This window comes from Acidovorax sp. LjRoot118 (genome assembly GCF_964253575.1).
Classification (GTDB): Bacteria; Pseudomonadota; Gammaproteobacteria; order Burkholderiales; family Burkholderiaceae_C; genus Acidovorax.
This window is the reverse complement of sequence record NZ_CAXURB020000002.1, coordinates 131,573-151,639: the sequence shown is the minus strand read 5'-3', so window position 1 is coordinate 151,639 and position 20,067 is coordinate 131,573. Positions and strand designations below refer to the sequence as shown.

The 20,067-nt window shown below is 62.1% G+C and carries 13 protein-coding genes and 3 pseudogenes; 8 read left to right on the top strand and 8 right to left on the bottom strand.

The annotated features are described in order from the left end of the window. Positions 1 to 106: 106 nt before the first annotated feature. The 7 genes and pseudogenes from ACSQ9E_RS33420 to ACSQ9E_RS33390 all read left to right on the top strand — a co-directional run. Positions 107 to 712 (top strand): annotated as a pseudogene (locus tag ACSQ9E_RS33420) (FAD-dependent oxidoreductase); the annotation flags it as partial. A gap of 108 nt (positions 713 to 820) precedes the next feature. Beyond that, the gene (locus ACSQ9E_RS33415; protein ID WP_076205821.1) at positions 821 to 2,368 is read left to right on the top strand and encodes an IS91-like element ISPps1 family transposase; all 1,548 of its coding nucleotides are present in this window, start codon (positions 821 to 823) and stop codon (positions 2,366 to 2,368) included. A 200-nt stretch (positions 2,369 to 2,568) separates the two neighbouring features. After that, complete coding sequence (locus ACSQ9E_RS33410) at positions 2,569 to 4,470, top strand: bifunctional prephenate dehydrogenase/3-phosphoshikimate 1-carboxyvinyltransferase (RefSeq protein WP_277431699.1); 1,902 nt, start codon at positions 2,569 to 2,571, stop codon at positions 4,468 to 4,470. Next, a pseudogene (gene cmk / locus ACSQ9E_RS33405) lies at positions 4,467 to 4,877 on the top strand ((d)CMP kinase); the annotation flags it as partial. The gene ACSQ9E_RS33410 and the pseudogene cmk, both read left to right, overlap by 4 nt. A gap of 56 nt (positions 4,878 to 4,933) precedes the next feature. Then, positions 4,934 to 5,884 (top strand): annotated as a pseudogene (locus ACSQ9E_RS33400) (IS91-like element ISPps1 family transposase); the annotation flags it as partial. A gap of 118 nt (positions 5,885 to 6,002) precedes the next feature. Then, the gene (locus ACSQ9E_RS33395) at positions 6,003 to 8,918 is read left to right on the top strand and encodes a Tn3-like element IS1071 family transposase (RefSeq protein WP_044402914.1); all 2,916 of its coding nucleotides are present in this window, start codon (positions 6,003 to 6,005) and stop codon (positions 8,916 to 8,918) included. Between the two features lie 156 nt (positions 8,919 to 9,074). After that, the gene (locus ACSQ9E_RS33390; protein ID WP_436220414.1) at positions 9,075 to 9,389 is read left to right on the top strand and encodes a hypothetical protein; all 315 of its coding nucleotides are present in this window, start codon (positions 9,075 to 9,077) and stop codon (positions 9,387 to 9,389) included. A gap of 102 nt (positions 9,390 to 9,491) precedes the next feature. Here the strand turns inward: ACSQ9E_RS33390 and ACSQ9E_RS33385 are convergent, their stop codons facing one another. The 7 genes from ACSQ9E_RS33385 to ACSQ9E_RS33355 form a co-directional block, all read right to left on the bottom strand. Then, positions 9,492 to 10,484, bottom strand: coding sequence for a dienelactone hydrolase family protein (locus tag ACSQ9E_RS33385; protein WP_436220413.1), 993 nt, complete (start codon positions 10,482 to 10,484; stop codon positions 9,492 to 9,494). Positions 10,485 to 10,502: 18 nt separating this feature from the next. Further along, positions 10,503 to 11,192, bottom strand: a complete 690-nt coding sequence (locus ACSQ9E_RS33380) for a DUF6998 domain-containing protein (protein WP_436220412.1) — start codon at positions 11,190 to 11,192, stop codon at positions 10,503 to 10,505. 101 nt (positions 11,193 to 11,293) lie between these two features. Continuing rightward, entirely contained in the window at positions 11,294 to 12,031 is a 738-nt protein-coding gene (locus ACSQ9E_RS33375; protein ID WP_436220411.1) for a GIN domain-containing protein, read from the bottom strand. Positions 12,032 to 12,055: 24 nt separating this feature from the next. Beyond that, complete coding sequence (locus tag ACSQ9E_RS33370) at positions 12,056 to 12,976, bottom strand: hypothetical protein (protein WP_436220410.1); 921 nt, start codon at positions 12,974 to 12,976, stop codon at positions 12,056 to 12,058. Between the two features lie 695 nt (positions 12,977 to 13,671). Further along, a complete protein-coding gene (locus ACSQ9E_RS33365; protein ID WP_436220409.1) occupies positions 13,672 to 15,003 on the bottom strand; it encodes a type II toxin-antitoxin system HipA family toxin in 1,332 nt (443 codons plus the stop codon). Further along, positions 15,000 to 15,539 (bottom strand): helix-turn-helix domain-containing protein, encoded by a 540-nt coding sequence (locus ACSQ9E_RS33360; RefSeq protein ID WP_436220408.1) that lies wholly within the window; start codon positions 15,537 to 15,539, stop codon positions 15,000 to 15,002. The genes ACSQ9E_RS33365 and ACSQ9E_RS33360 overlap by 4 nt, the downstream gene beginning before the upstream one ends. A 607-nt stretch (positions 15,540 to 16,146) precedes the next feature. Beyond that, on the bottom strand, positions 16,147 to 16,935 hold the full coding sequence (locus ACSQ9E_RS33355) for a hypothetical protein (protein ID WP_436220407.1): 789 nt from the start codon (positions 16,933 to 16,935) through the stop codon (positions 16,147 to 16,149). A 417-nt stretch (positions 16,936 to 17,352) separates the two neighbouring features. On the opposite strand from ACSQ9E_RS33355, the gene ACSQ9E_RS33350 reads away from it, so the two are divergent. Next, positions 17,353 to 19,137, top strand: a complete 1,785-nt coding sequence (locus ACSQ9E_RS33350; protein ID WP_436220406.1) for a hypothetical protein — start codon at positions 17,353 to 17,355, stop codon at positions 19,135 to 19,137. Between the two features lie 275 nt (positions 19,138 to 19,412). Here the strand turns inward: ACSQ9E_RS33350 and ACSQ9E_RS33345 are convergent, their stop codons facing one another. Next, entirely contained in the window at positions 19,413 to 20,051 is a 639-nt protein-coding gene (locus ACSQ9E_RS33345) for a hypothetical protein (RefSeq protein WP_436220405.1), read from the bottom strand. Positions 20,052 to 20,067 lie beyond the last annotated feature (16 nt).

Sequence of the window (20,067 nt, the reverse complement as noted above, 5' to 3'; positions counted from 1 at the left end):
ATCGCAGATTTGAAAGTGAACAGGAAAGTCAATGAAATCAACGATCTACCAACACCACCTCCGCGCCAGTGCTAGCTTTTCGTACCGTCACTTATTGCACTGAAAACGAGGAGACCCCAACGTGGACATCCAGATGCGCACCAATGTGCCGCACATCTTCGCCATCGGCGACATCGTGGGCCAGCCCATGCTGGCGCACAAGGCGGTGCACGAGGCGCATGTGGCAGCCGAAGTCATCGCCGGTGAACTGCAAGGCAACAAGGAACTGGCCGCTGCCGCCTTCAACGCCCGCGTCATCCCCAGCGTGGCCTACACCGACCCCGAAGTGGCCTGGGTGGGGCTCACCGAAGACCAGGCCAAGGCCCAGGGCGTCAAGGTCAAGAAAGGCCTGTTCCCCTGGGCCGCCTCCGGCCGTGCCATTGCCAACGGGCGCGACGAAGGCTTCACCAAGCTGCTGTTCGACGACAGCCCCGAAGCAGGATCAGGAGACGGCCATGCTGGCCGGGGCCACGGCAAGATCTTGGGCGGTGGCATGGTCGGCACCCACGCGGGCGACATGATCGGAGAGATCGCGCTGGCTATCGAGATGGGTGCCGACGCAGTGGACATCGGCAAGACCATCCACCCGCATCCAACCCTTGGCGAATCCATTGGCATGGCGGCGGAAGTGGCGCATGGCAGCTGCACGGATGTGCCGCCTGCGCGCAAGTAAGTCCGCAGCCAAGCTACCCTGCCAAGGCCCGAACTGGCGACGGTTCGGGCCTTGTGCTTTGCGTACCCAAACAATCGCCGCAGAATACTGTGCATTTGTACAGTATTCATGTCAGCCACTTCCAAGCCCAAGCTCTACAACCCACGCCACCCCGAACGCACGCTGCTCTACCAAACGGTAGCCGAGCACTACGAGACCTGGCTAGAGTTGGCCAGCGCGGGTCAGTTCGACGGCCAGGGCGACCACCACACCCCCAAGCCCTTCGTGCGCAAAGCGTTTGCCAAGTATCTTGAGTGCGGCATCTTTGCCCATGGCTTTGCCCGCGCTCGCTGCGGCGACTGTGGGCACGACTACTTCGTCGCTTTCTCCTGCAAAGGCCGGGGAGTCTGCCCCTCGTGCACCACCCGGCGCATGGTGGAGACAGCAGCGCACCTGAACGATCACGTATTCCCCCGCCTGCCGGTGCGCCAGTGGGTGCTGTCGGTTCCCAAGCGGCTTCGTTACTTCATGCAGCGCGACGGAGCGGTGCTGAGCATGGTGCTGCGCATCTTTCTGCGGGTGATCGCACAAACTCTGCAGACCCACAGCCCCGGTGCGGCCCATATGGACAAGGCAGGCCTGCACATCGGTGCCATCGCCTTCATTCACCGATTCGGCTCCAGCCTCAATGAACACGTCCACTTCCACGTTTGTGTGGTGGACGGGGTGTTTGAGGAAGTGGAGGGCGAGGGCGATGCTGATGCGACCCCTCGAATCTCATCGCCGGGTGTCATCTTTCACGCGGCCACCGGCATCGATGCGGCTACCGTGGCCCCAGTGCAGACCACACTGCAAAAACGCATCCTGCGCGCCTTCGTTGCTCGGGGCCTGCTGGAGAACTGTGACGCCAAAGACATGCTGGGCTACAAACACAGCGGCTTCTCGGTGGATGCGGGGGTGTGCATCGAAGCCCACGACCGCGCTGCGCTGGAGCGGCTGCTGCGCTATTGCGCGCGTCCACCGTTTTCCATGGAGCGCCTACGCAAAGAGGGAAGCAAACTGGTGTACCGCTGCGGCAAGCAGCGCAGCGAACCCACCAGCGACAAGCGCGGTGCCAAGGTTGATGAGCTGCACCTCACACCGCTGGAACTGATCGACCGCATCGCCGCGCTGGTGCCACCGCCACGCACCCACCGGCACCGCTACTTTGGTGTGCTGGCACCAAACTCGCCGCTGAGAGCGGCGGTAACGGCGCTGGCTCAGCCTGCTGCGTCGCAACCAGCCACGGTGGAGACTGCACAACCTGGCGCGGGCGTACCTGGGGTGGCGGCGCCGGGCAACGCGGCCACACCCACACCCGAACCTGAAGCACGCCCGAAGCGAGCGGCGCATTACTTGTGGGCGGTGCTGATTGCCCGCATCTACGAGGCATTTCCGCTGCTGTGCCCCATGTGCGGTGGGCAGATGCGCATCATTGCCTTCATCACCCACAGCGCCGAAATCCGCCACATCCTGAACCACATCGGGGTGGAGTCTGCCCCCCCGCACATCACCCCGGCACGCGGGCCACCGCTGTGGGAGGGCTGCGACGCGCCGGTGGATGATGGTGCGCAAGGCGAGCCGGATTGGGATCTGGCAGCTCAACCCGACGAGGTAGACCAGCGCGTCAATTGGTGACCCAGTGAAGCGGCGGTATCCATCGCTGCGGGGAAGCAGCTGCGCGCGCGCCAGGCCCAAATGCATACTGCCTCCCAAGCTCTTGCCATTGAGCGGCAAGCGAGCGCTCAACCTTCCTTGGCCGAACGTGTTTCGAGGCCCAAAACTCGTGCCATACTTGGCCTCATGCGGTTGAATTTCCTATCCGTAAAGGCAATGTCGTGCGTGCGGCGCGTCTGGCCTTTGCCGGTCAGGCAGTGCGTTTCGTACCGGGGCACCCGATTGCCGGCTCCGAGCAGAGCGGGGTGGAGGCGGCCAACGCCGAGCTGTTCCGCCGCCACAAGGTTATTCTCACTCCGTGCGAATACAGTGATGAGGCCGCTCTGGCGCTGGTCGAAGGGCTATGGCGCGAGCTGGGGGCGGATGTCGAGGCGATGGAGGTCGAGCATCACGATCAGGTGCTCGCCGCCACCAGCCATCTGCCGCACCTGCTGGCCTTTACCCTGGTCGACTCGCTGGCCAAGCGCAGCGAGAACCTGGAAATTTTCCGCTATTCCGCTGGCGGTTTCCGCGACTTCACGCGGATCGCCGGCAGTGATCCGGTGATGTGGCACGATATCTTCCTCGCCAACCGCGAGGCCGTGCTGCGCACACTGGATACGTTTCGCGACGACCTCGACGCCTTGCGCGATGCGGTCGACGCCGGGGATGGGCATCAACTGCTGGGCGTGTTCACCCGCGCCCGCGTGGCCCGCGAACATTTCAGCAAAATTCTGGCCCGCAGGGCCTATGTGGACGCTATGCACTCGACCGATCTGATTTTCCTGGCAAAACCTGGTAGTTCGCTGGCTGGACGTATCCGCGTCCCCGGTGACAAGTCCATTTCGCACCGCTCGATCATGCTGGGTTCGCTGGCTGAAGGCACCACCGAGGTCGAAGGCTTCCTCGAGGGTGAAGACGCCCTGGCCACGCTGCAGGCATTTCGCGACATGGGCGTGGTCATCGAAGGCCCGCACCACGGCCGCGTGACCATCCATGGCGTTGGTCTGCATGGCCTGAAAGCACCGGCCGGCCCGCTGTACATGGGTAACTCCGGTACCTCCATGCGCCTGCTCTCCGGCTTGCTGGCCGCGCAGCCGTTCGACACGACGCTGACCGGTGATGCGTCGCTGTCCAAGCGCCCGATGAACCGCGTGGCCAAGCCGCTGCGTGAAATGGGCGCGGTCATCGAGACCGGTCCGGAAGGTCGTCCGCCGCTGACCATCAAAGGTGGTCAGCGCCTGACCGGCATGGCCTACGACATGCCGATGGCCAGTGCCCAGGTTAAATCCTGCCTGCTGCTGGCTGGCTTGTACGCCGCTGGCAGCACCTCGGTGACCGAGCCGGCGCCGACCCGTGACCACACCGAGCGCATGCTGCGCGGCTTCGGCTACCCGGTGAGCGTCGAAGGCAGTACCGTCAGTGTCGAGGCCGGGCACAAGCTGACCGCCACGCGCATCGAAGTACCGGCGGATATTTCCTCGGCTGCTTTCTTCCTGGTCGCTGCCAGCATCGCTGAAGGCTCGGAGCTGGTGCTGGAACACGTCGGCATCAACCCGACTCGCACCGGCGTGATCGACATTCTCAAGCTGATGGGCGGCGACATCACCCTGGAAAACCAGCGTGAAGTCGGCGGCGAGCCCGTGGCAGATATTCGCGTGCGTGCGGCCAAGCTTAAAGGCATCGATATCCCGGAAGATCTGGTGCCGCTGGCCATCGATGAATTCCCGGTACTGTTCGTCGCCGCTGCCTGTGCCGAAGGTCGCACCGTGTTGCGCGGCGCCGAAGAGCTGCGCGTGAAAGAGTCCGATCGCATTCAGGTCATGGCCGACGGCCTGATCGCGCTGGGTGTGAAGGCCGAGCCGACCCCGGACGGCATCATCATCGAAGGCGGCGCCATTGGTGGCGGCGAAGTCTGGGCGCATGGCGATCACCGTATCGCCATGTCCTTCAGCGTCGCCTCGCTGCGCGCCAGTGCGCCAATTCGTATTCACGACTGCGCCAACGTCGCCACCTCCTTCCCCAACTTCCTTGCCCTAGCGGCTGAAGTCGGTATCAACGTGGCCGTAGAGGGCAACGCATGAACGCCCCGGTAATCACCGTCGACGGGCCGAGCGGGTCGGGCAAGGGCACGCTTTGTGCGCTGCTGGCCAAGCAGCTCGGCTGGAATCTGCTCGACTCCGGTGCGCTTTATCGCCTGCTGGCCTTCGCCGCTGGCAACCACGGCATCGACCTGACCAACGAAGAGTCGCTCAAGCAGTTGGCCGCGCATCTGGATGTGCAGTTCATCGACAAGCGCATCATCCTCGAAGGTGAGGAGGTGACCGATGCCATCCGCAACGAACAGATCGGCGCCGGTGCTTCCATGGTCGCCTCGCTGCCGGCTGTACGCGAAGCGCTGCTGCAGCGTCAGCGTGCCTTTCGCGAAATGCCCGGCCTGGTGGCCGATGGCCGCGACTTGGGCACCGTGGTATTCGCCGACGCGCCGCTGAAGATCTTTCTCACCGCCAGCGCCGAGGAACGTGCCCGCCGTCGCTACTTGCAGTCGGGGTGTTTGAGGAAGTGGAGGGCGAGGGCGATGCTGATGCGACCCCTCGAATCTCATCGCCGGGTGTCATCTTTCACGCGGCCACCGGCATCGATGCGGCTACCGTGGCCCCAGTGCAGACCACACTGCAAAAACGCATCCTGCGCGCCTTCGTTGCTCGGGGCCTGCTGGAGAACTGTGACGCCAAAGACATGCTGGGCTACAAACACAGCGGCTTCTCGGTGGATGCGGGGGTGTGCATCGAAGCCCACGACCGCGCTGCGCTGGAGCGGCTGCTGCGCTATTGCGCGCGTCCACCGTTTTCCATGGAGCGCCTACGCAAAGAGGGAAGCAAACTGGTGTACCGCTGCGGCAAGCAGCGCAGCGAACCCACCAGCGACAAGCGCGGTGCCAAGGTTGATGAGCTGCACCTCACACCGCTGGAACTGATCGACCGCATCGCCGCGCTGGTGCCACCGCCACGCACCCACCGGCACCGCTACTTTGGTGTGCTGGCACCAAACTCGCCGCTGAGAGCGGCGGTAACGGCGCTGGCTCAGCCTGCTGCGTCGCAACCAGCCACGGTGGAGACTGCACAACCTGGCGCGGGCGTACCTGGGGTGGCGGCGCCGGGCAACGCGGCCACACCCACACCCGAACCTGAAGCACGCCCGAAGCGAGCGGCGCATTACTTGTGGGCGGTGCTGATTGCCCGCATCTACGAGGCATTTCCGCTGCTGTGCCCCATGTGCGGTGGGCAGATGCGCATCATTGCCTTCATCACCCACAGCGCCGAAATCCGCCACATCCTGAACCACATCGGGGTGGAGTCTGCCCCCCCGCACATCACCCCGGCACGCGGGCCACCGCTGTGGGAGGGCTGCGACGCGCCGGTGGATGATGGTGCGCAAGGCGAGCCGGATTGGGATCTGGCAGCTCAACCCGGGGTCTCCTCGTTTTCAGTGCAATAAGTGACGGTACGCAAAGCTAGCACTGGCGCGGGGGTGGTCTGGGTAGACCGTTGATTTCATTGACTTTCCTGTTCGCTTTGTAAACGGGTATGGTGGCCTCCCACTTTTGAGGTTCACGATGCAGGGTTGGCACACAACGTTTTTGGGGATGCGTGGGCTCCCCCGCGATATCAGCGACTTCGAGATGAAGGCATTTTTCACCTTCGATGGTGCCGAGCGCGACGCAATCAATGCACGCCGAGGTGATTCCCACAAGCTTGGTCTGGCGCTCCATATTGGTTTCCTGCGCATGAGTGGGCGTTTGCTCGGTGCCTTTCGGGTAATTCCAGTAGCCTTGTGGCGCCACCTTGGCAACGAGCTTGGCATTGCAGCACCAGAAGTCGCCTCGCTGAGAGCCATGTATGAACGCGGGCGCACGCTATTCGATCACCAACAAGTAGCCTGCACGGTCCTTGGATTCCAGTGGATGAGCGAGCACCAGCGCCGCTCACTGGTACGTGAACTGCGCGACGAAGTGGCGCGCTGCGCCGACCGCGATCAGCTACTCGTGCGGGCGCGTCAATGGCTGTACAAGAACAAGCTGGTGATCGTGCACGAGCGGGCAATTCGGACACTGATTGCGGCGGCACTTGCCCAGCTTGAAGTTGAAACAGGCACCGCCATCGCCGCCAGCGTTGATCCAGCAACACTTGATCGCTGGCGAGCCTCAGTTTCAGAGCTGCGCCCAGATGGACAAACCCAGCAGAGTTGGCTATGGGCTGCACCGGCGAAACACTCAACCCGCCAAATCAGCGAGGTACTGGAGCGCATCGACCTGCTTTACACGCTGGACGTTCATAAGCACCTGGCAGACATCCCCGATCTCATCTTGCGCCGCTACGCGCGCCGACTTGTCTCCAGGCCGCCCTCAGCCGGAGCCAAGATCAAAGAGCCAGCGCGCACCGTGGAGGTCGCATGCTTTCTTCGGTATTGCCTGTTCACCACCACAGACCAGTTGATCCTTATGGTGCAGCGCCGGATCGCCGATCTGTGGCGTCAGGCTGCCGCCGATGTCCCCGCTACCGTCAATTGGGCCGCAATGTACAAAACGCTGCTCGGCGAACTTGTTGCCTTGAGCGCGCAAGGTGCGGTGCCAGATGCTGAGTTGCGTGCCCGTCTTGAAGCCTTGATCACCGAAACCCAGAAACGCAAACCACCGAGCAGGGCCTCCCTGGTCCGCGAGGGATTGATTGATGGAATTCGCCCCGTGCGGTCGTTGCTCGTCGCCATTGCAAAGCTGCCCTGGCAGGCCACCGGCGAGCATCCTGCCATCGAGTACCTTGCCAAGCTGCAAGCTTTATATCTCAAAGGATCCAGAAAGCTGCCAGTTGAAGTGGTGGCACCAAGTCTGGGAATGATCTGGCAGGTTTCGATCTCCAGCCCAGACCGGGAACGGGCGTTTCAGGCGTTGGAGGTGGCCACCCTGTTTGCCCTGCGCCGCGCGGTGCGCAATGGCTCGGTCTGGATTGAGCACAGCCTGAGCTTTCGGGGTCGTGCGCGCTTGTTCTTCACGGACGAGCGTTGGCAGGCAGAGTCCAAGAAACACTATGCCCGTCTATCGTTACCCAGCAAGGCTGCCACTTTCTTGAAGCCTTTGCTGGCCAGAGTAACTGCCGGTGTCGATGCGGTGGCCGCTGCAGCCCGCAGTGGCGTACTGCGCGTGGATGATGAACTCCATTTGTCGCCATTGCCCGCAGAGGACGAAGACCCAGAAGTGACCAAGCTGCGCGCGGCTTTGGATCACCGCATCGGTGAGGTTCAATTGCCGGAAGTGATTCTGGCCGTTGACGCCCAGGTGCGCTTTAGCTGGATCATGCTCGGACGTGAGCCGCGCTCTACCGACGAGCTGCTGATGGTCTATGCCGGCATCATGGCCCACGGCACCAGTCTGACTGCGGTCGAATGCGCGCGCATGATTCCGCAATTGTCTGCCACCAGCATTCGCCAGGCCATGCGCTGGGCGCGGGACGAACGGCGTCTGAGCCAGGCCTGCCAGGCTGTGCTGGAATTCATGCAGCGACACCCGATTGCCGCCACCTGGGGGCGGTCCGATTTGGCATCTTCTGACATGATGAGCATGGAGACCACCAAACGGGTGTGGCAAGCCCGGCTTGATCCTCGGCGCAACACACCTTCCATTGGAATCTACTCCCATGTAAAAGACCGGTGGGGCATCTTCCATGCGCAGCCCTTTGTGCTCAATGAGCGCCAGGCGGGCGTGGCCATTGAAGGTGTCATCCGCCAAGAAAAGCTGGAGACCAGCCAGCTTGCTGTGGATACCCATGGCTACACCGACTTTGCCATGTCACATGCCCGTTTGCTTGGTTTTGATCTTTGCCCGCGGTTGAAGGAACTCAAACAGCGCCACCTCTTTGTGCCACGCGGCACCAAAGTGCCCGCAGAAATCGCTGCGGTGTGCGAAGCCAATGTCGACGTCGCTTTGATCGAAAAGCATTGGGATAGTCTGGTGCACCTGGCAGCCTCGGTCATGAGCGGACATGCCAGTGCGGTGGCAGCTCTTGCGCGGTTCGGTTCTGCCGCCCAGGGCGATCCAATCTATGAGGCTGGCGTGCAATTGGGGCGGTTGCTGCGTACGGCGTTTTTGGCTGACTACTTTGTCAAGGACGCTTTCAGGAACGAGTTGCGCCGGGTGCTCAATCGGGGCGAGGCTGTTAACGCCCTCAAGCGCGCCATTTATACCGGCCGGATCAGCCCGGCGCAGGCCAAACGTGTCGATGAAATGCAGGCTGTGGCCGATGCGTTGAGCCTGATGGCCAACATCGTGATGGCGTGGAATACCTCACAGATGCAGGCGGTCCTGGATCGCTGGTCGAACCGCCGCCAGGTCATTCCACCGGAACTGATCGGGAAGATTGCGCCCACCAAGCTGGAGAGCATCAACTTGCGGGGTGTGTTTCGCTTCCCGGTTGACCGCTATGCTGACCAAATCCTGCCTTCGCGGCCAAATGCATCGATAACTGGCACCAATGGATGAAACCGACCACGGTTTGACGCCACGAATCGCAGATTTGAAAGTGAACAGGAAAGTCAATGAAATCAACGATCTACCAACACCACCTCCGCGCCAGTGCTAGCTTTTCGTACCGTCACTTATTGCACTGAAAACGAGGAGACCCCCTTTCACACCCTTTTGGCATTTTTCGCGGACGTCGATTTCGCGGCTCTATTCCTTGGTCAGCTGGACCAGATCGCCATAGCGGTCTTTGGCGCGGGTGCAGCCTGGCTGTCGCAGGCCCGAACGTTTCGGATGAGGCGGTGGGCGTGTGTGTTCGGAATACTGGCTCAACCGGGCTTCTTCTGGGCATCGTGGCGGACGGGCCAGTGGGGTGTATTCCTGCTGACGACCATCTACGCGGGGGCCTGGGTGCGCGGTGTTTGGACTCACTGGATTCGGCCGGAAGCAAGTGATCGGCTGGAAGGCGAACAAGTGAACGCCGCCAGCTAGACCTTGCTCACGCTACCCGCACTTGCCTGGCCCTGCCGCAGTCGCCACCGAAGCCTCCGCCGCGCAGCCTGCTGCGGTTGTACTTCGAACCTCCAGAACGCGCTAGCGAGAATGCTTCTCCACAAACGCCGTGATCTCCTCCCGAGTGATGTCGGTGTAGCGGTTGCTGCGGCAGATCGCAAACTGGTTGAACTTGTTCAGCGCCTTGGTGCATTTGCCATCCACCGCCGGCTGGCCAATGCCGCCGCTGGGCGAATCCCAGGCGTGGGTTGCGCCGTCGAAGCTGGTCCACTTCTCAGCGCCCTTCAGCGCCTTCTCCACGTTGCATTGCGAGGTCGGCGTTGCAGTGTCGGCAGTCCCAGTGAAGACGCGCACGGGCGCGACGTAGTTGCCCAGCGGCGGCGCAAAGTCCTTGTTTGCCGAGCCATTGGGCGCCGAGCTAAAGAACGACTCTTTCGCGTAGCAGTTGGGGTACAGCGCGATGCCACCGGCCAGCAGCGCTTTCACTTCGCCGCTCAGACTGTGATCGGAGAATGCGCGCAGAACCGTCCATCCTCCCTGGCTGTCGCCGATGACGAACGTCTTCTTCGGGTCGGCGCCCTCGGACCTGGTGAACCTGGCTGCCGCGATGAGGTCCAGTGTGCGCATGTTGGCGCCGAACTCGTTCCAGGTCCGCCAGTTTTCGATCTGTCCGCGCGACCAGTAGGAGTCCAGCACCAGGACGTTGGCGTTGAAGGTCTTCATCGCCCAGATGGCCGTGTCGATGTTGCCGTGAGCAATGCCATGGCCACCGTGGATGATGATGAAAGTCGGGCGCTCGGAGACTTTCCCGAACCGCGGATTCCAACTGGAGATGAGCTTGCCCTGGCCGTTGAACGAAGGAACGTTCGCCGCGAACAGGTTCATCCCGTTGCGCATCATCGGGCCCTCGAAATTCCAGCCGTGGGGGCGCTCGGGTGCGAACTCAGTGGTGATGGGCGGCTGAAACTTCTCGACTGGGATCACGTCGTCGGTTGCCGCCAAGGCCTGCAGGGGGGCGATGGTACCGGCGAGAGCGCTGCCGGCGAGAAGTAGCTTGCAAATGGTGAACCGCATGTGGGAGCCTTCGAGTGGTCAGGACAATGGGGCGAGAGCTGACAGGGACCCGTGCACTTCCTGGGCATCCTGGCCGGGCCAGTCCACGCGATAGATGGCGGTCTGGGTGACGACGTTGGCGCGCGCTTGTTCACGCACGAAGCAGTCTCGCTGTTCGTACAGCTCCCAGTAGCCTGGATCGAAAGAGATGCACAGCTTGGCGCTGGATGAGCCCGGGACCGGCTCCAAGTTGAGCAGAGTCGGCGAGTGCCAGACTGGGCTCAGCCCATGGCTGGATGCAAATGGCTGCAGATCGGCCTCAAATTCCTCGCGAGGTGTCACAACTGTCATGGGTTTGTCCTCAGTGGCCAGGGTGGTCGAGAGTCTGCGAGCGCGCGACAAGTCGAACTCGTAGTTGTTCGTTGGTTTGTAGTGCCGGGCTACGGCGACGACAGCCGACATCGGGCCGTAGAAGAGCGTGGTGAGCCTGCCGTCGAGGTACTGCACCAGCATCAGATCGTCTGCCAGGCTTGCGGTGGTCTTGCCGATCGGCACGAAGCCCGTTAGCTGAGCGGTGGTCTTCACACTGATCTTGCGCCCGCGGGGGCAGACCACATCGAAGCCGTGCTGGTTGGTTGTGTGCGCCAGCGTGCCGCCGACCTGCAGTGCGCAATGGAACTCACCGAGCCGGCCGATCAGGTGTCGCGCCTCCTGGGGCCTGACCCCCATGACTTCGACCTCCAGCGTGAGCAGTTCAAGGTAGCGGTCGTAGAGCAGGCGCAGCTGGGCAGTGGTGAGTTCTTTGATGTTGGTCTCCTGGGGTTTGGACGTCAGTCCTTGAACTTGATGCGGCCCATGCCCGAGACATCGGCTGTGCGGTTTGGCGGGTTGCCGTAGATCTTGATCTGCCCTGCTCCCGACACTGACGCGCGCACCCGGTCCTGTGCAGTGGCCCTGACTTGGCCAGCCCCGCTGACATCGATGTCCGCTGCCTTGGCGATCAGGTCTCTCATTCGCAGACTGCCGGAGCCAGACACATCGACTTCCAAGCTGTCTACCTTGCCAGTGGCCTCAATGCGCCCAGAGCCTTCGACCTTCACCGCCAGGCGCGCCTGTCGAAGGTCATCGAGATCAACCTCGCAGGAACCGTGAACACGCAGCACTTCCACTTGCGGGAGGGTCAGTTCAACTTGGGCGGCATCCAGCGTGTCCTGATTGTCATCGCGTGAGCGACGACCTAGGTGCACGATATCGCCGGTCACCACCGACCCTACAGTGCCGTGGAACACTTGCATTGAGCCTGACACATGCCCGACCTGGACCGCGCCGGGGGTGTAGTTCACCATGTTGATCGAGCCGCCATTGGAGGAGATCGTGTTTCCCTCTCCGGTGATCTCGAGCCGGCGGCCTTTGAACTCTGTCCGCACCTGGGTCAAAGCCTTGGCGCTGGAGCCTCTGATCACCAGGGTGGGAGCTGGACCGCGCCGCAATACCAGTTCGACGTGGCCGTTGAGAACGAGCTCGCCAATATCGCGCGCCTCGCGCTTCTCTGTGAAATCCAAATTCATCAATCGCCTCAGTGCGTACAGTGTTCATTTTGGCACCGAACTGCAAGACCACGGGCAGTCGTGCACCAGCAGTATCGGCGCTAGCTGGCGCGACTGCACGCCTTCGGGCAGGGTGAGATAGCCGTGGAGCTGCAGGCCGTCGCGCGTGGCCAGGGTGGTGGGGTGGCGTCGCGCCAGCTGGCCGCGGAGCAGGCTCGGCCCACTCTCGCCCAGCAGCTGGGCCGGGCCCTCGGCCGGCAGCAGGCATCTGCGCCGGCCGCGCTCGGTGGCATTCACTGGCGTCATGCTGCCCTCGCTGACGTCCATGCTGGTGATGGAGACTTCGGCCGGCTCACCGCCGGCCAGCGTGTCCAAGCGTTCGCGCAGCGCGGCGTCGAACACCTCGCGACACGGGTAGCCAGGCATGGCATCGGCCACCAGCGGCTGGCGCGCGCTCCGGTTGATGAGGCATGGTCTAGGTCCAAGTCGTCCATGACATGCCCCACGGTCTCGGCCTCGTCGGTCAGACGCAGGCGCACCAAGGCTACTTTGTCGCGCCCGTAGGCGGGTATCGCCCAGTTCCTCGGCACCATGGTGCAGTTTCAGCAGGCGCGCTAAGTCGAAGCGGCTCCCCTGCGTCGCATCGCCCCAGCCGCCTGGCGCCTCCGCCTCCGGGCGCTGCAGGGTGGCCTGGCCGCCCTCCTCGGCCACGCGGGCCCGCAGCTTGCCCCGGCGGTCCGGGATCGAGGAACTCACTTTGCCCGGTTGGTGGCCACGACAGCGGGGGGCCGGTGCGAGGGTCCACCCGGCCGCGTCCTCGCGGTCCACGGCCAGGGCCTGGCTGCGGGCGATCTCGTCGCCATTGGGGGCCACGATTGCGGCCAGGTAGCGGTTGGCGGCCGTCCAGCGGAAGTGGCGCGCTGGGATGGGGTGGGCGCGGTCATCTGCCTGCCTCAGGGTGCGCACCCAGAAGGCGGGCTGCAGGCCGGCCACCCCCATCTTGGCTAACCCGGTGCCGTCGGGCGACACGCGGTACTAGCCCGTGCCCTCCAGGCTGGACACGGAATCTCGCCCCGGGATGAGCCCGGGCAGCTGCGCTCCGGCTAGCGCCGGGTGCGTGGGCCCGGCGGCATAACCGGCCAGGGCCAGAAGGCCGGCGGCAGCGGCCAGCGCCACCCCGGCGCGCCAAGTGCGCCGCGGCCCACCGGTGCAATGGCCTCAGAGCGCGGTGTTCTCGTAATTGTGGTTCACGCGGCCATTGTGCAAGGTCTCTCTGCACTGCACTGCAGTAGTGCGAACTGGGCCAGCGAGCGCTCGGCGGTGGGCGAACTGGTGATCGTGCCTTGGCGCCACCCGGCACGGCGCTCTAGCGAAGTGTGGGACCTGTCTGCACGCGAGTTCCAACGGGTGCGGGAGTTGGCGTGCGCGCCCGGCGCCGGGGTACCCAAGGTTTTGCTCGTGCAGCGACCGGGCCCTCTACGCAAGCCGATGCACATCGGCGCAATCAAAGTGCGTGTGCCCAACCCGCGCCGCATGGTGGGCGCCGACGCGATCCGCACCGTGCGCGGCTTGGTCTACCTGCTGCAGGCGTGAGCCCCGCTACGGGCACCACGCTCTGGTCCCAGCGACACGCGGAAAGCCAGGACCAGTAGGGAGCGCATTTATGCTGCAGCGTTCTGGCGCGCCGCCCGCTTCAGGAGAGACGCGATGCCCGGAGTGGCCTCGAAGTGTCTCAACAGCCGTTGCTTCTGGGAGTCGAGCAACGAAGACGCCTCGATCATGTCGGGCCAAGCATCGTAGGCCTGTCGCACCGTCTGCCGAACGATCAACTGTGCCTTCGGTTCCAGGAGGCCAGGAACGGCATTGCAAAGCTGACGAATGACGGCTGGTGACACTCTCTCCTTCTTTGCGCTCTCAGGAGTGAACCGTAGCGCATGCCCCCCACCACTGAGGTAGGCCGCGTACGCCACGATGTCGTATGCCGGTGAGAGTTCTGGTGTTCGGCCGTCCGGGTAGAGCAGACCATAGTTCTTGACATGCCCGTCGAAGTTGCCCAGCAGGTCATTGACCACAATGCGGCGCAGAAGCTCGTATGCCGCTTCGGTCCCCAGCGCGGGGATGCCCACCAACTGACGCATCATGGAAGCGTACGTCGCGAATGGGTGTGTGTACTTTTGCTCCGGTGCGGCGCCAAGGATCTGCGCGAAGTCCTCACAGTGGATGTGCTGGCCGCTGGCCCGGTCGAAACGTCTTACCGCAAGGAAGAGCTTCCCTTCGCCAAGGATGAACGGCTGGTCGACATCGATGCTCTCCAGCGGCGCCAACTCCACGTGTGCCACGTTCACGCCGGCGGCCGCGGCCATGCGCATCGACAGTTCTTCCACCTGGGGCAGCAAAGGGTAGTCGACTGTCGGGAGTTTGGCGATGATGTGCACGCCCTGGGTATCTTTCGTCCTGGCCACATACCGGCCGCCCGACTGTACGAGGGACAACTTTGGCTGGACACCCGACAGGGAAGTGGCCTCTGGGACCGGGACTGGAACAACGCTCATCTCCAAGGCGTCGTTGTTCTGCGTCACCACGTCAGCGATGCTCTGGCTGTCAAGGGGCGCGGGGCTCACGTAGACAGCTCCAGGTAGGTCCGTGCCGCAGACGCTGAGCAGGCCGAAGTGATCATCCTTGTCCAAGCTGGCCAGCTCTTCGAGGTGGCGTCGCAGCGGACCTTCTGGAAGCAGGTTTTGGAAGAACGACGGCAGCACTTCACCCTCTCCATTGAAGAATGGCTGTGTTGCGTACTCGGCCAGGAACGCCGCTCTGGCTTGCCTGTCGGCTACCAGCCCGAGCTGAGAGAGAACTGGGGCAGTGTCGGACATCCAATAGGCGTTGTCTGGCACGAGCCGCGTGATTGCTGATCGACCAGCGCCGTACTGAAAAAGCAGTCCTACGTACTGCTGCCGTGGGCCAAGGTGGACGGCAAGGGCACGGTATCTCATGACTTCCCTCCCGATTTTCGCGGCCTACGGGTAGAAGGCTGGTCGTGAGGCTCTTCGGGATTGCGCTCGCTGGGTATGGTTGCCAATCGACGTTCCGCTTCGCTCAGTATGCCTTCCGGTAGTCGCCCCATCCTTTCGGCGGCGCCGCTTTGGAGGCCTTCGGGAAGTGTCCCCATCAGAAGGTCAGCGTTGCTTCGCATGCCCCTCACCTTGCCGAGCATTGCCTCGTTGCCTTGAATGCCATGAGGGAGCATTCCGAGCCTCCGTTCGACATCGCTGAGGACTGTTCGAGGTGAGCGATCTGCGGTGGACGAGCGCATCTCATTCGCGATGGCCTTTGGCACCAGCACGAACTCGAGCCCCAGGGCGTCGGCCACGGCCATGGCGTTGGTCAACCTGGGCGCGGCGTTACCGTGAAGCATCGCCCGCACGGACTGGTCAGTAAGCCCCGTCCTCTCCGCCAGTTCAGTGGCGGTCAGCTGGCGCGCTTTCTGGCGGAGGGAGATCTCTTCAGCGAAGTCTCGAAGTGATTTCACGATGGTAAACCAATGTTTTGATTGCGAACACTGGTTTTATAACGCTTTGCCGCGCGATTGGCAATATAAAACCAACGTTCAATGTCATAACATTGGTTAAATATCGTTGCGGTGCTTCCGGGTGGTCCCGCTTCATACCGCTATCCAAGCGTGGGCGTTCCTTTTCTTCGCACCAGGTGGTCCCCGACCGATGAGCACGAACCTGGGGGGCTTCACCAGTGGCACAACGTCTGCAGTCACTGGATGAGCATGCGAAGGTCCCCCACACCGGGATGGTAGTGTTATCGGACGGCCTGCGGCTCCCTGGCCATGTGAGGCCTAGGAAGGCCAGCGCTCATCCCCGCCCGCGCCGCATGCTGCGGCGTGCAGCTGCACGGTCGGGGTCCATGGTGATGGAGGTGGCTCTGAACTTCACCTGCACCTCAATGCCGATCCATGTCAAAGTCAGTTGGCTAGTGCAGAGCACTCTGGTGACCTTGCCAGTTTCCGGGTCTGTGTTTTCGCTGATTGCCGTGCGGCTAGAGCTGTGCAATGGGCCTGTGGGCCGCCCTGTAGCCTTGAGTTGTGCGTCCATGTTTCGCCGTCTTCCCTGGGTGGTTACGTAGATTTAGTGGAGCTCAGGGGTGCCGCCAACGGCCGGGCTCGGCATCTGCGTCCCCTGCTGCTGCAGAGTCTTCGCTATGAGCGAATCGTAAATTTCTTTGCTCAGATTCGCTCGCGCCACCTGCATGAACATCCGGGAGAACGGAGTCGCTATGGCTTGTGATGCGTCGTGTTGGGCTCGTTTGATATCGCGACGCAAGTCTGCAGCGTGCCTTTGCAGCGCCTGGTGCTCAACCTGCTTGTTCTTCAAGGCGAGGTTCGCATTGGCAAACCATTTGCTGGGCGCGTAGACGCCTGTCGATTTCCCTTTGTACTGTGCCCGGGAGATCTGGTCTTTGATCGATGCCATGTCCCGCGCGATCTGCAACATCAATGCGTCACACTCGGGCACCTCGCTGGGGAACGTCTGCATCCCCTGGGCGCTCACCTTGATCCTGAGGAACTGCGCAATATCGAATGGTCTTTGGTTCACCGGCGCACAGCCTGCTGACTCCTGCGATCTGAGCGAACCCTGCATGAGCAGCAACTCCTGGTGTTCCACCTGATACTCTCTCAAGGCGCGTTCCGCGCTCCTGTACCAGTCACCGTCAGAACGATCGCCGCTGATGCGGGCCTGCTGGCGCGCGTCTGCAAGCTGCTGCTTGATGTCCTCGATGGCCTCAAGTATCTCCGCAGCGCGTGCTTTGGCCTCTTCGCTGGTGTACTTCTGGCGTGCATTTCCTACTGGCCCGTGCATGAGGCCGCGGGTTTGGGGGCGAGGAGGTTGAGAGGGTGATTGGGCAAGGGCTGTCATGGTTGGCATTGCCTGGCGGTGGTCATGGCCTGAAATGCTAGCCAGGCAGGGCACCCTAGAGGCTTGTCATACCGCCCGATCCGGTATAGATATGGCCTTCCGGCTCGAATTCGGTCCCGGCAACGGTGCATTCAGTCCATTTCCCAACGGCCGCACTGCTCGGTGGCGCGCTGGTGAACTAGGGCGCGGTCGGTATCTCAGGCGCCAGTTGCACCCCAGGCCTGGCGCCCACCTTCCCCTAAGGGACATGCCGGCGGTCAGTTTTCGAGCACTTCTGCCTCCGAGATCACGCGATTCTCTGACGCGCTGTCTACAAGCCTTCACAAACCTGTCGTAGAGACAGAAATTTGGATCGTACTTATGTGGTCCAATTTGGAATTGAGTGTGCGCCCTGGCGGCGCGGTTTGTGAGGCATTCATGCGCGACGACGAATTCTATTTCCACCAGCACCCCGAACAGGTGCCAGCATGCAATCTGCTGCCTCTTGCACTTCCTGTTTCAACCGAGGACTTCGAGACCGGGGAAATTGGTATTTTTCTTTCTGAGCTTGGTAGCCAGCACCCGTTCGACTCATTTTCTCCAGAGCGCCTACAAGAGTGCTTTGCGGCTGGATTTGGTTACGGCAGTTGGGAGGCGATAAAGCGCAGAGAGGCGGATCGAATTGCAGAAGGTGTGGATCTACCCGGCACCGAGTTCAAGCTGATGGACGTCGTCGCTTGGAGAATCTACGCCGCTGGCTTTGCGAGCGTACTCGATGCATTCACGGGGGTGTACAGCGCATGGAGCGCCAGTGATTTGTCACTCCGTAGAAGCTTTGGTCCTACGGGGATCACCACTCGGGAGAGGCAGATCTGGGAATGCTGCCAACGTGAGATCGGGATGACAACCGAATGGCGCGCCTGGGAAAAAGTCGGCTATTCGAAAACTGGGAAAGTTCGCATCAGATGGGCGGCTGAATTAATATTTGAAATCGCTTCTTCATGCTGGACGCATGAGTCAGGAATCAGCATCGATGTCCTCAACGAGGAACTGAGGAATGGCTCCCTAGTCGAGCCACAACATGTCATAGAGCGTAGTTGGTTTTTTGGGGAGCCCTGGCCGATTGGACTCGAACCTATCCAATATGCGGATGGACAAGGCGCAACAATTGGCTATGGGTGGACTTGGCCAGAGCTTGGACTGCGACATTCTAGAGTCTTCAAGACTCACTTGGACTTCAAGAACTCCGCAGTCGCTCTGTGGAATCGACAATCGACAAAGGAGTTCGCGAGGACGGAACTGCCGTCAACGCTCGTACAGGTTCATTTCGAGAATCCTTGGGACAGGAGGACATTCGAGCGAGAAAGCATGCGGGACAGCTATAGCAGCCTCGATTCTTATTCGGAAGTCGAAGTCGAGATAGTCTCCACAGATGGATCGCAGGTAAATCTTGGTCAGCTCCAAGAAATTGACGGCGAGGTATGGACACGAGCGGGAGAGATTTTCGTTTTGCGACCGGAGGCTTTTGAAGGAGTCCTCGGGTTCGTGCTCCCGACCATGGAGGAAGTCAACCTCAAGGGTGAGGAAGTACCCTGGTTGCGGGCCAAGGTGCCGTACGCCTTCGACCTTGCGACATACGAAACAGCTTGTCGTCTTTGGTGCGCGCTCGACGAATTGAGGATGCTTGAGAGCGACTGGCTGGACAATTTATCGCCAGACGCCGAACTCTCCTGGCTCATGACACGTTCCGCCATCAACGCGACGCCTGTTTGTTCTCGGGAATCAGAAGCATGGCTTGAGGACCGATTTGTTGCCAGCTACGAAATGCCTTCGGCAGGGCGCGAGTTAATCCTTACCTACCCCGAGCTAACTGGATTGACCGTGGGGCAGCGTGGCGACTACGCGTTGGCGTTCTACGGCAAAGATGGGCTGAGGCATGATCGATCGCACGCGCAGCGTGACCTGCGGTTTATGGCATACGCGACTCTTCGGAATCTTGGGTTGGATCCGGATTCGGACGACTACTCGTATCTTCTAGCCATTTTTCGGATCGTCCGTTTAGCGGCTGAGCGCACTCCAAATGTCTGGGAGGACAAGTTAGCGCTTCAGCGCTTCGCCTTCGACGCCAGGCGCTTGTGTATCTCCGTCCAACAAGCCTGCTCGGCGCTTGAGGGCTACGACCAAAGTCTCCGCAATTCGCGTCTTGCTCTACTTGTCCAGTGAGCACTCCAGCTGGGAGCACTCGTAGCGCTGACTGTGGGCTCTGTGGCGAGCGGGGCGCGCCAGAAGGTGTCCTGAGGTGTCGTGCGTCACGGAGATTGCCCGTCGGGTCGTGTGCATGGTGGTGGTGTGCCGCGTCTCGTCGCGGTTGCCGCCTTGAGGACAAGGGACGCCACTGGCGTAGTTGTCCACATGTGCACAGGCCACAATTCAATGCGCCAAGCCCTGTGGGTAAGTCTCACCGCGTTGCGTATTCGGGAATATCCACAGGTGAGTTGCTAGCGCTGCTGGCTGACTTCGCGATGAGGATTGGCGCGGATAGGAAGGCTCTGCTGCAGTGACTCCTGGGCGATCTCCGCGATCCTGGCCAGCTCGGCAGAAAACTCATCGTCCGACGCGCCGATTGCGTCTGACGGCCGCCGGGCGCCCAAGCGCGCCTGCTGCGTGCCACTGAACAACCGCGCCTTCGCACCGGCTAGGTCCGGCAGCAGGCCCGCGGGCACCTTGCCGTACAGCGGCGCATTCGGATCCCAGGTGGCATTGCGCTCGGCCTCGGCCGCATCCCGGTCGAGCCCCGGCACCTGGTACTCGCGCGCAGCCATGGGGTGCTTGAGCTTGCTCACGGGGATGCCCACGGCCGCACCGATCAGGAGCCCCACCGCGATCCCGGCGACCAGGCCACCAAGCGCCCTGCCCCGCTGGCCGGCACCGGGTGCGCGCGCCGGCGCGCCGCCCGTTCGATGGACCCTGCCGCTGATCGCGCCATACCGGGCCTTCCAGCATTGCGCGCACAGCCAGACACCAGGCCGAATCTCGCAGCCGCTGGTCGCGGGCCGCAGATCCTGGTGAATGCTGCACATCCGCTGGACCAGGGAAGGCGCTGAGCTGAGGGGGAGGTGGAGGCGAGGTTCTGTCATGAAGGTCTCCTGCAAA

Coding starts and splice junctions, on each gene's coding strand:
- ACSQ9E_RS33365 (WP_436220409.1), bottom strand. CDS start 15,003: ATGAGATACCGTGCCCTTGCCGTCCACCTTGGCCCACGGCAGCAGTAC.
- ACSQ9E_RS33375 (WP_436220411.1), bottom strand. CDS start 12,031: ATGAATTTGGATTTCACAGAGAAGCGCGAGGCGCGCGATATTGGCGAG.
- ACSQ9E_RS33355 (WP_436220407.1), bottom strand. CDS start 16,935: ATGACAGCCCTTGCCCAATCACCCTCTCAACCTCCTCGCCCCCAAACC.
- ACSQ9E_RS33380 (WP_436220412.1), bottom strand. CDS start 11,192: ATGGGGGTCAGGCCCCAGGAGGCGCGACACCTGATCGGCCGGCTCGGT.
- ACSQ9E_RS33415 (WP_076205821.1), top strand. CDS start 821: ATGTCAGCCACTTCCAAGCCCAAGCTCTACAACCCACGCCACCCCGAA.
- ACSQ9E_RS33385 (WP_436220413.1), bottom strand. CDS start 10,484: ATGCGGTTCACCATTTGCAAGCTACTTCTCGCCGGCAGCGCTCTCGCC.
- ACSQ9E_RS33350 (WP_436220406.1), top strand. CDS start 17,353: ATGCGCGACGACGAATTCTATTTCCACCAGCACCCCGAACAGGTGCCA.
- ACSQ9E_RS33345 (WP_436220405.1), bottom strand. CDS start 20,051: ATGACAGAACCTCGCCTCCACCTCCCCCTCAGCTCAGCGCCTTCCCTG.
- ACSQ9E_RS33395 (WP_044402914.1), top strand. CDS start 6,003: ATGCAGGGTTGGCACACAACGTTTTTGGGGATGCGTGGGCTCCCCCGC.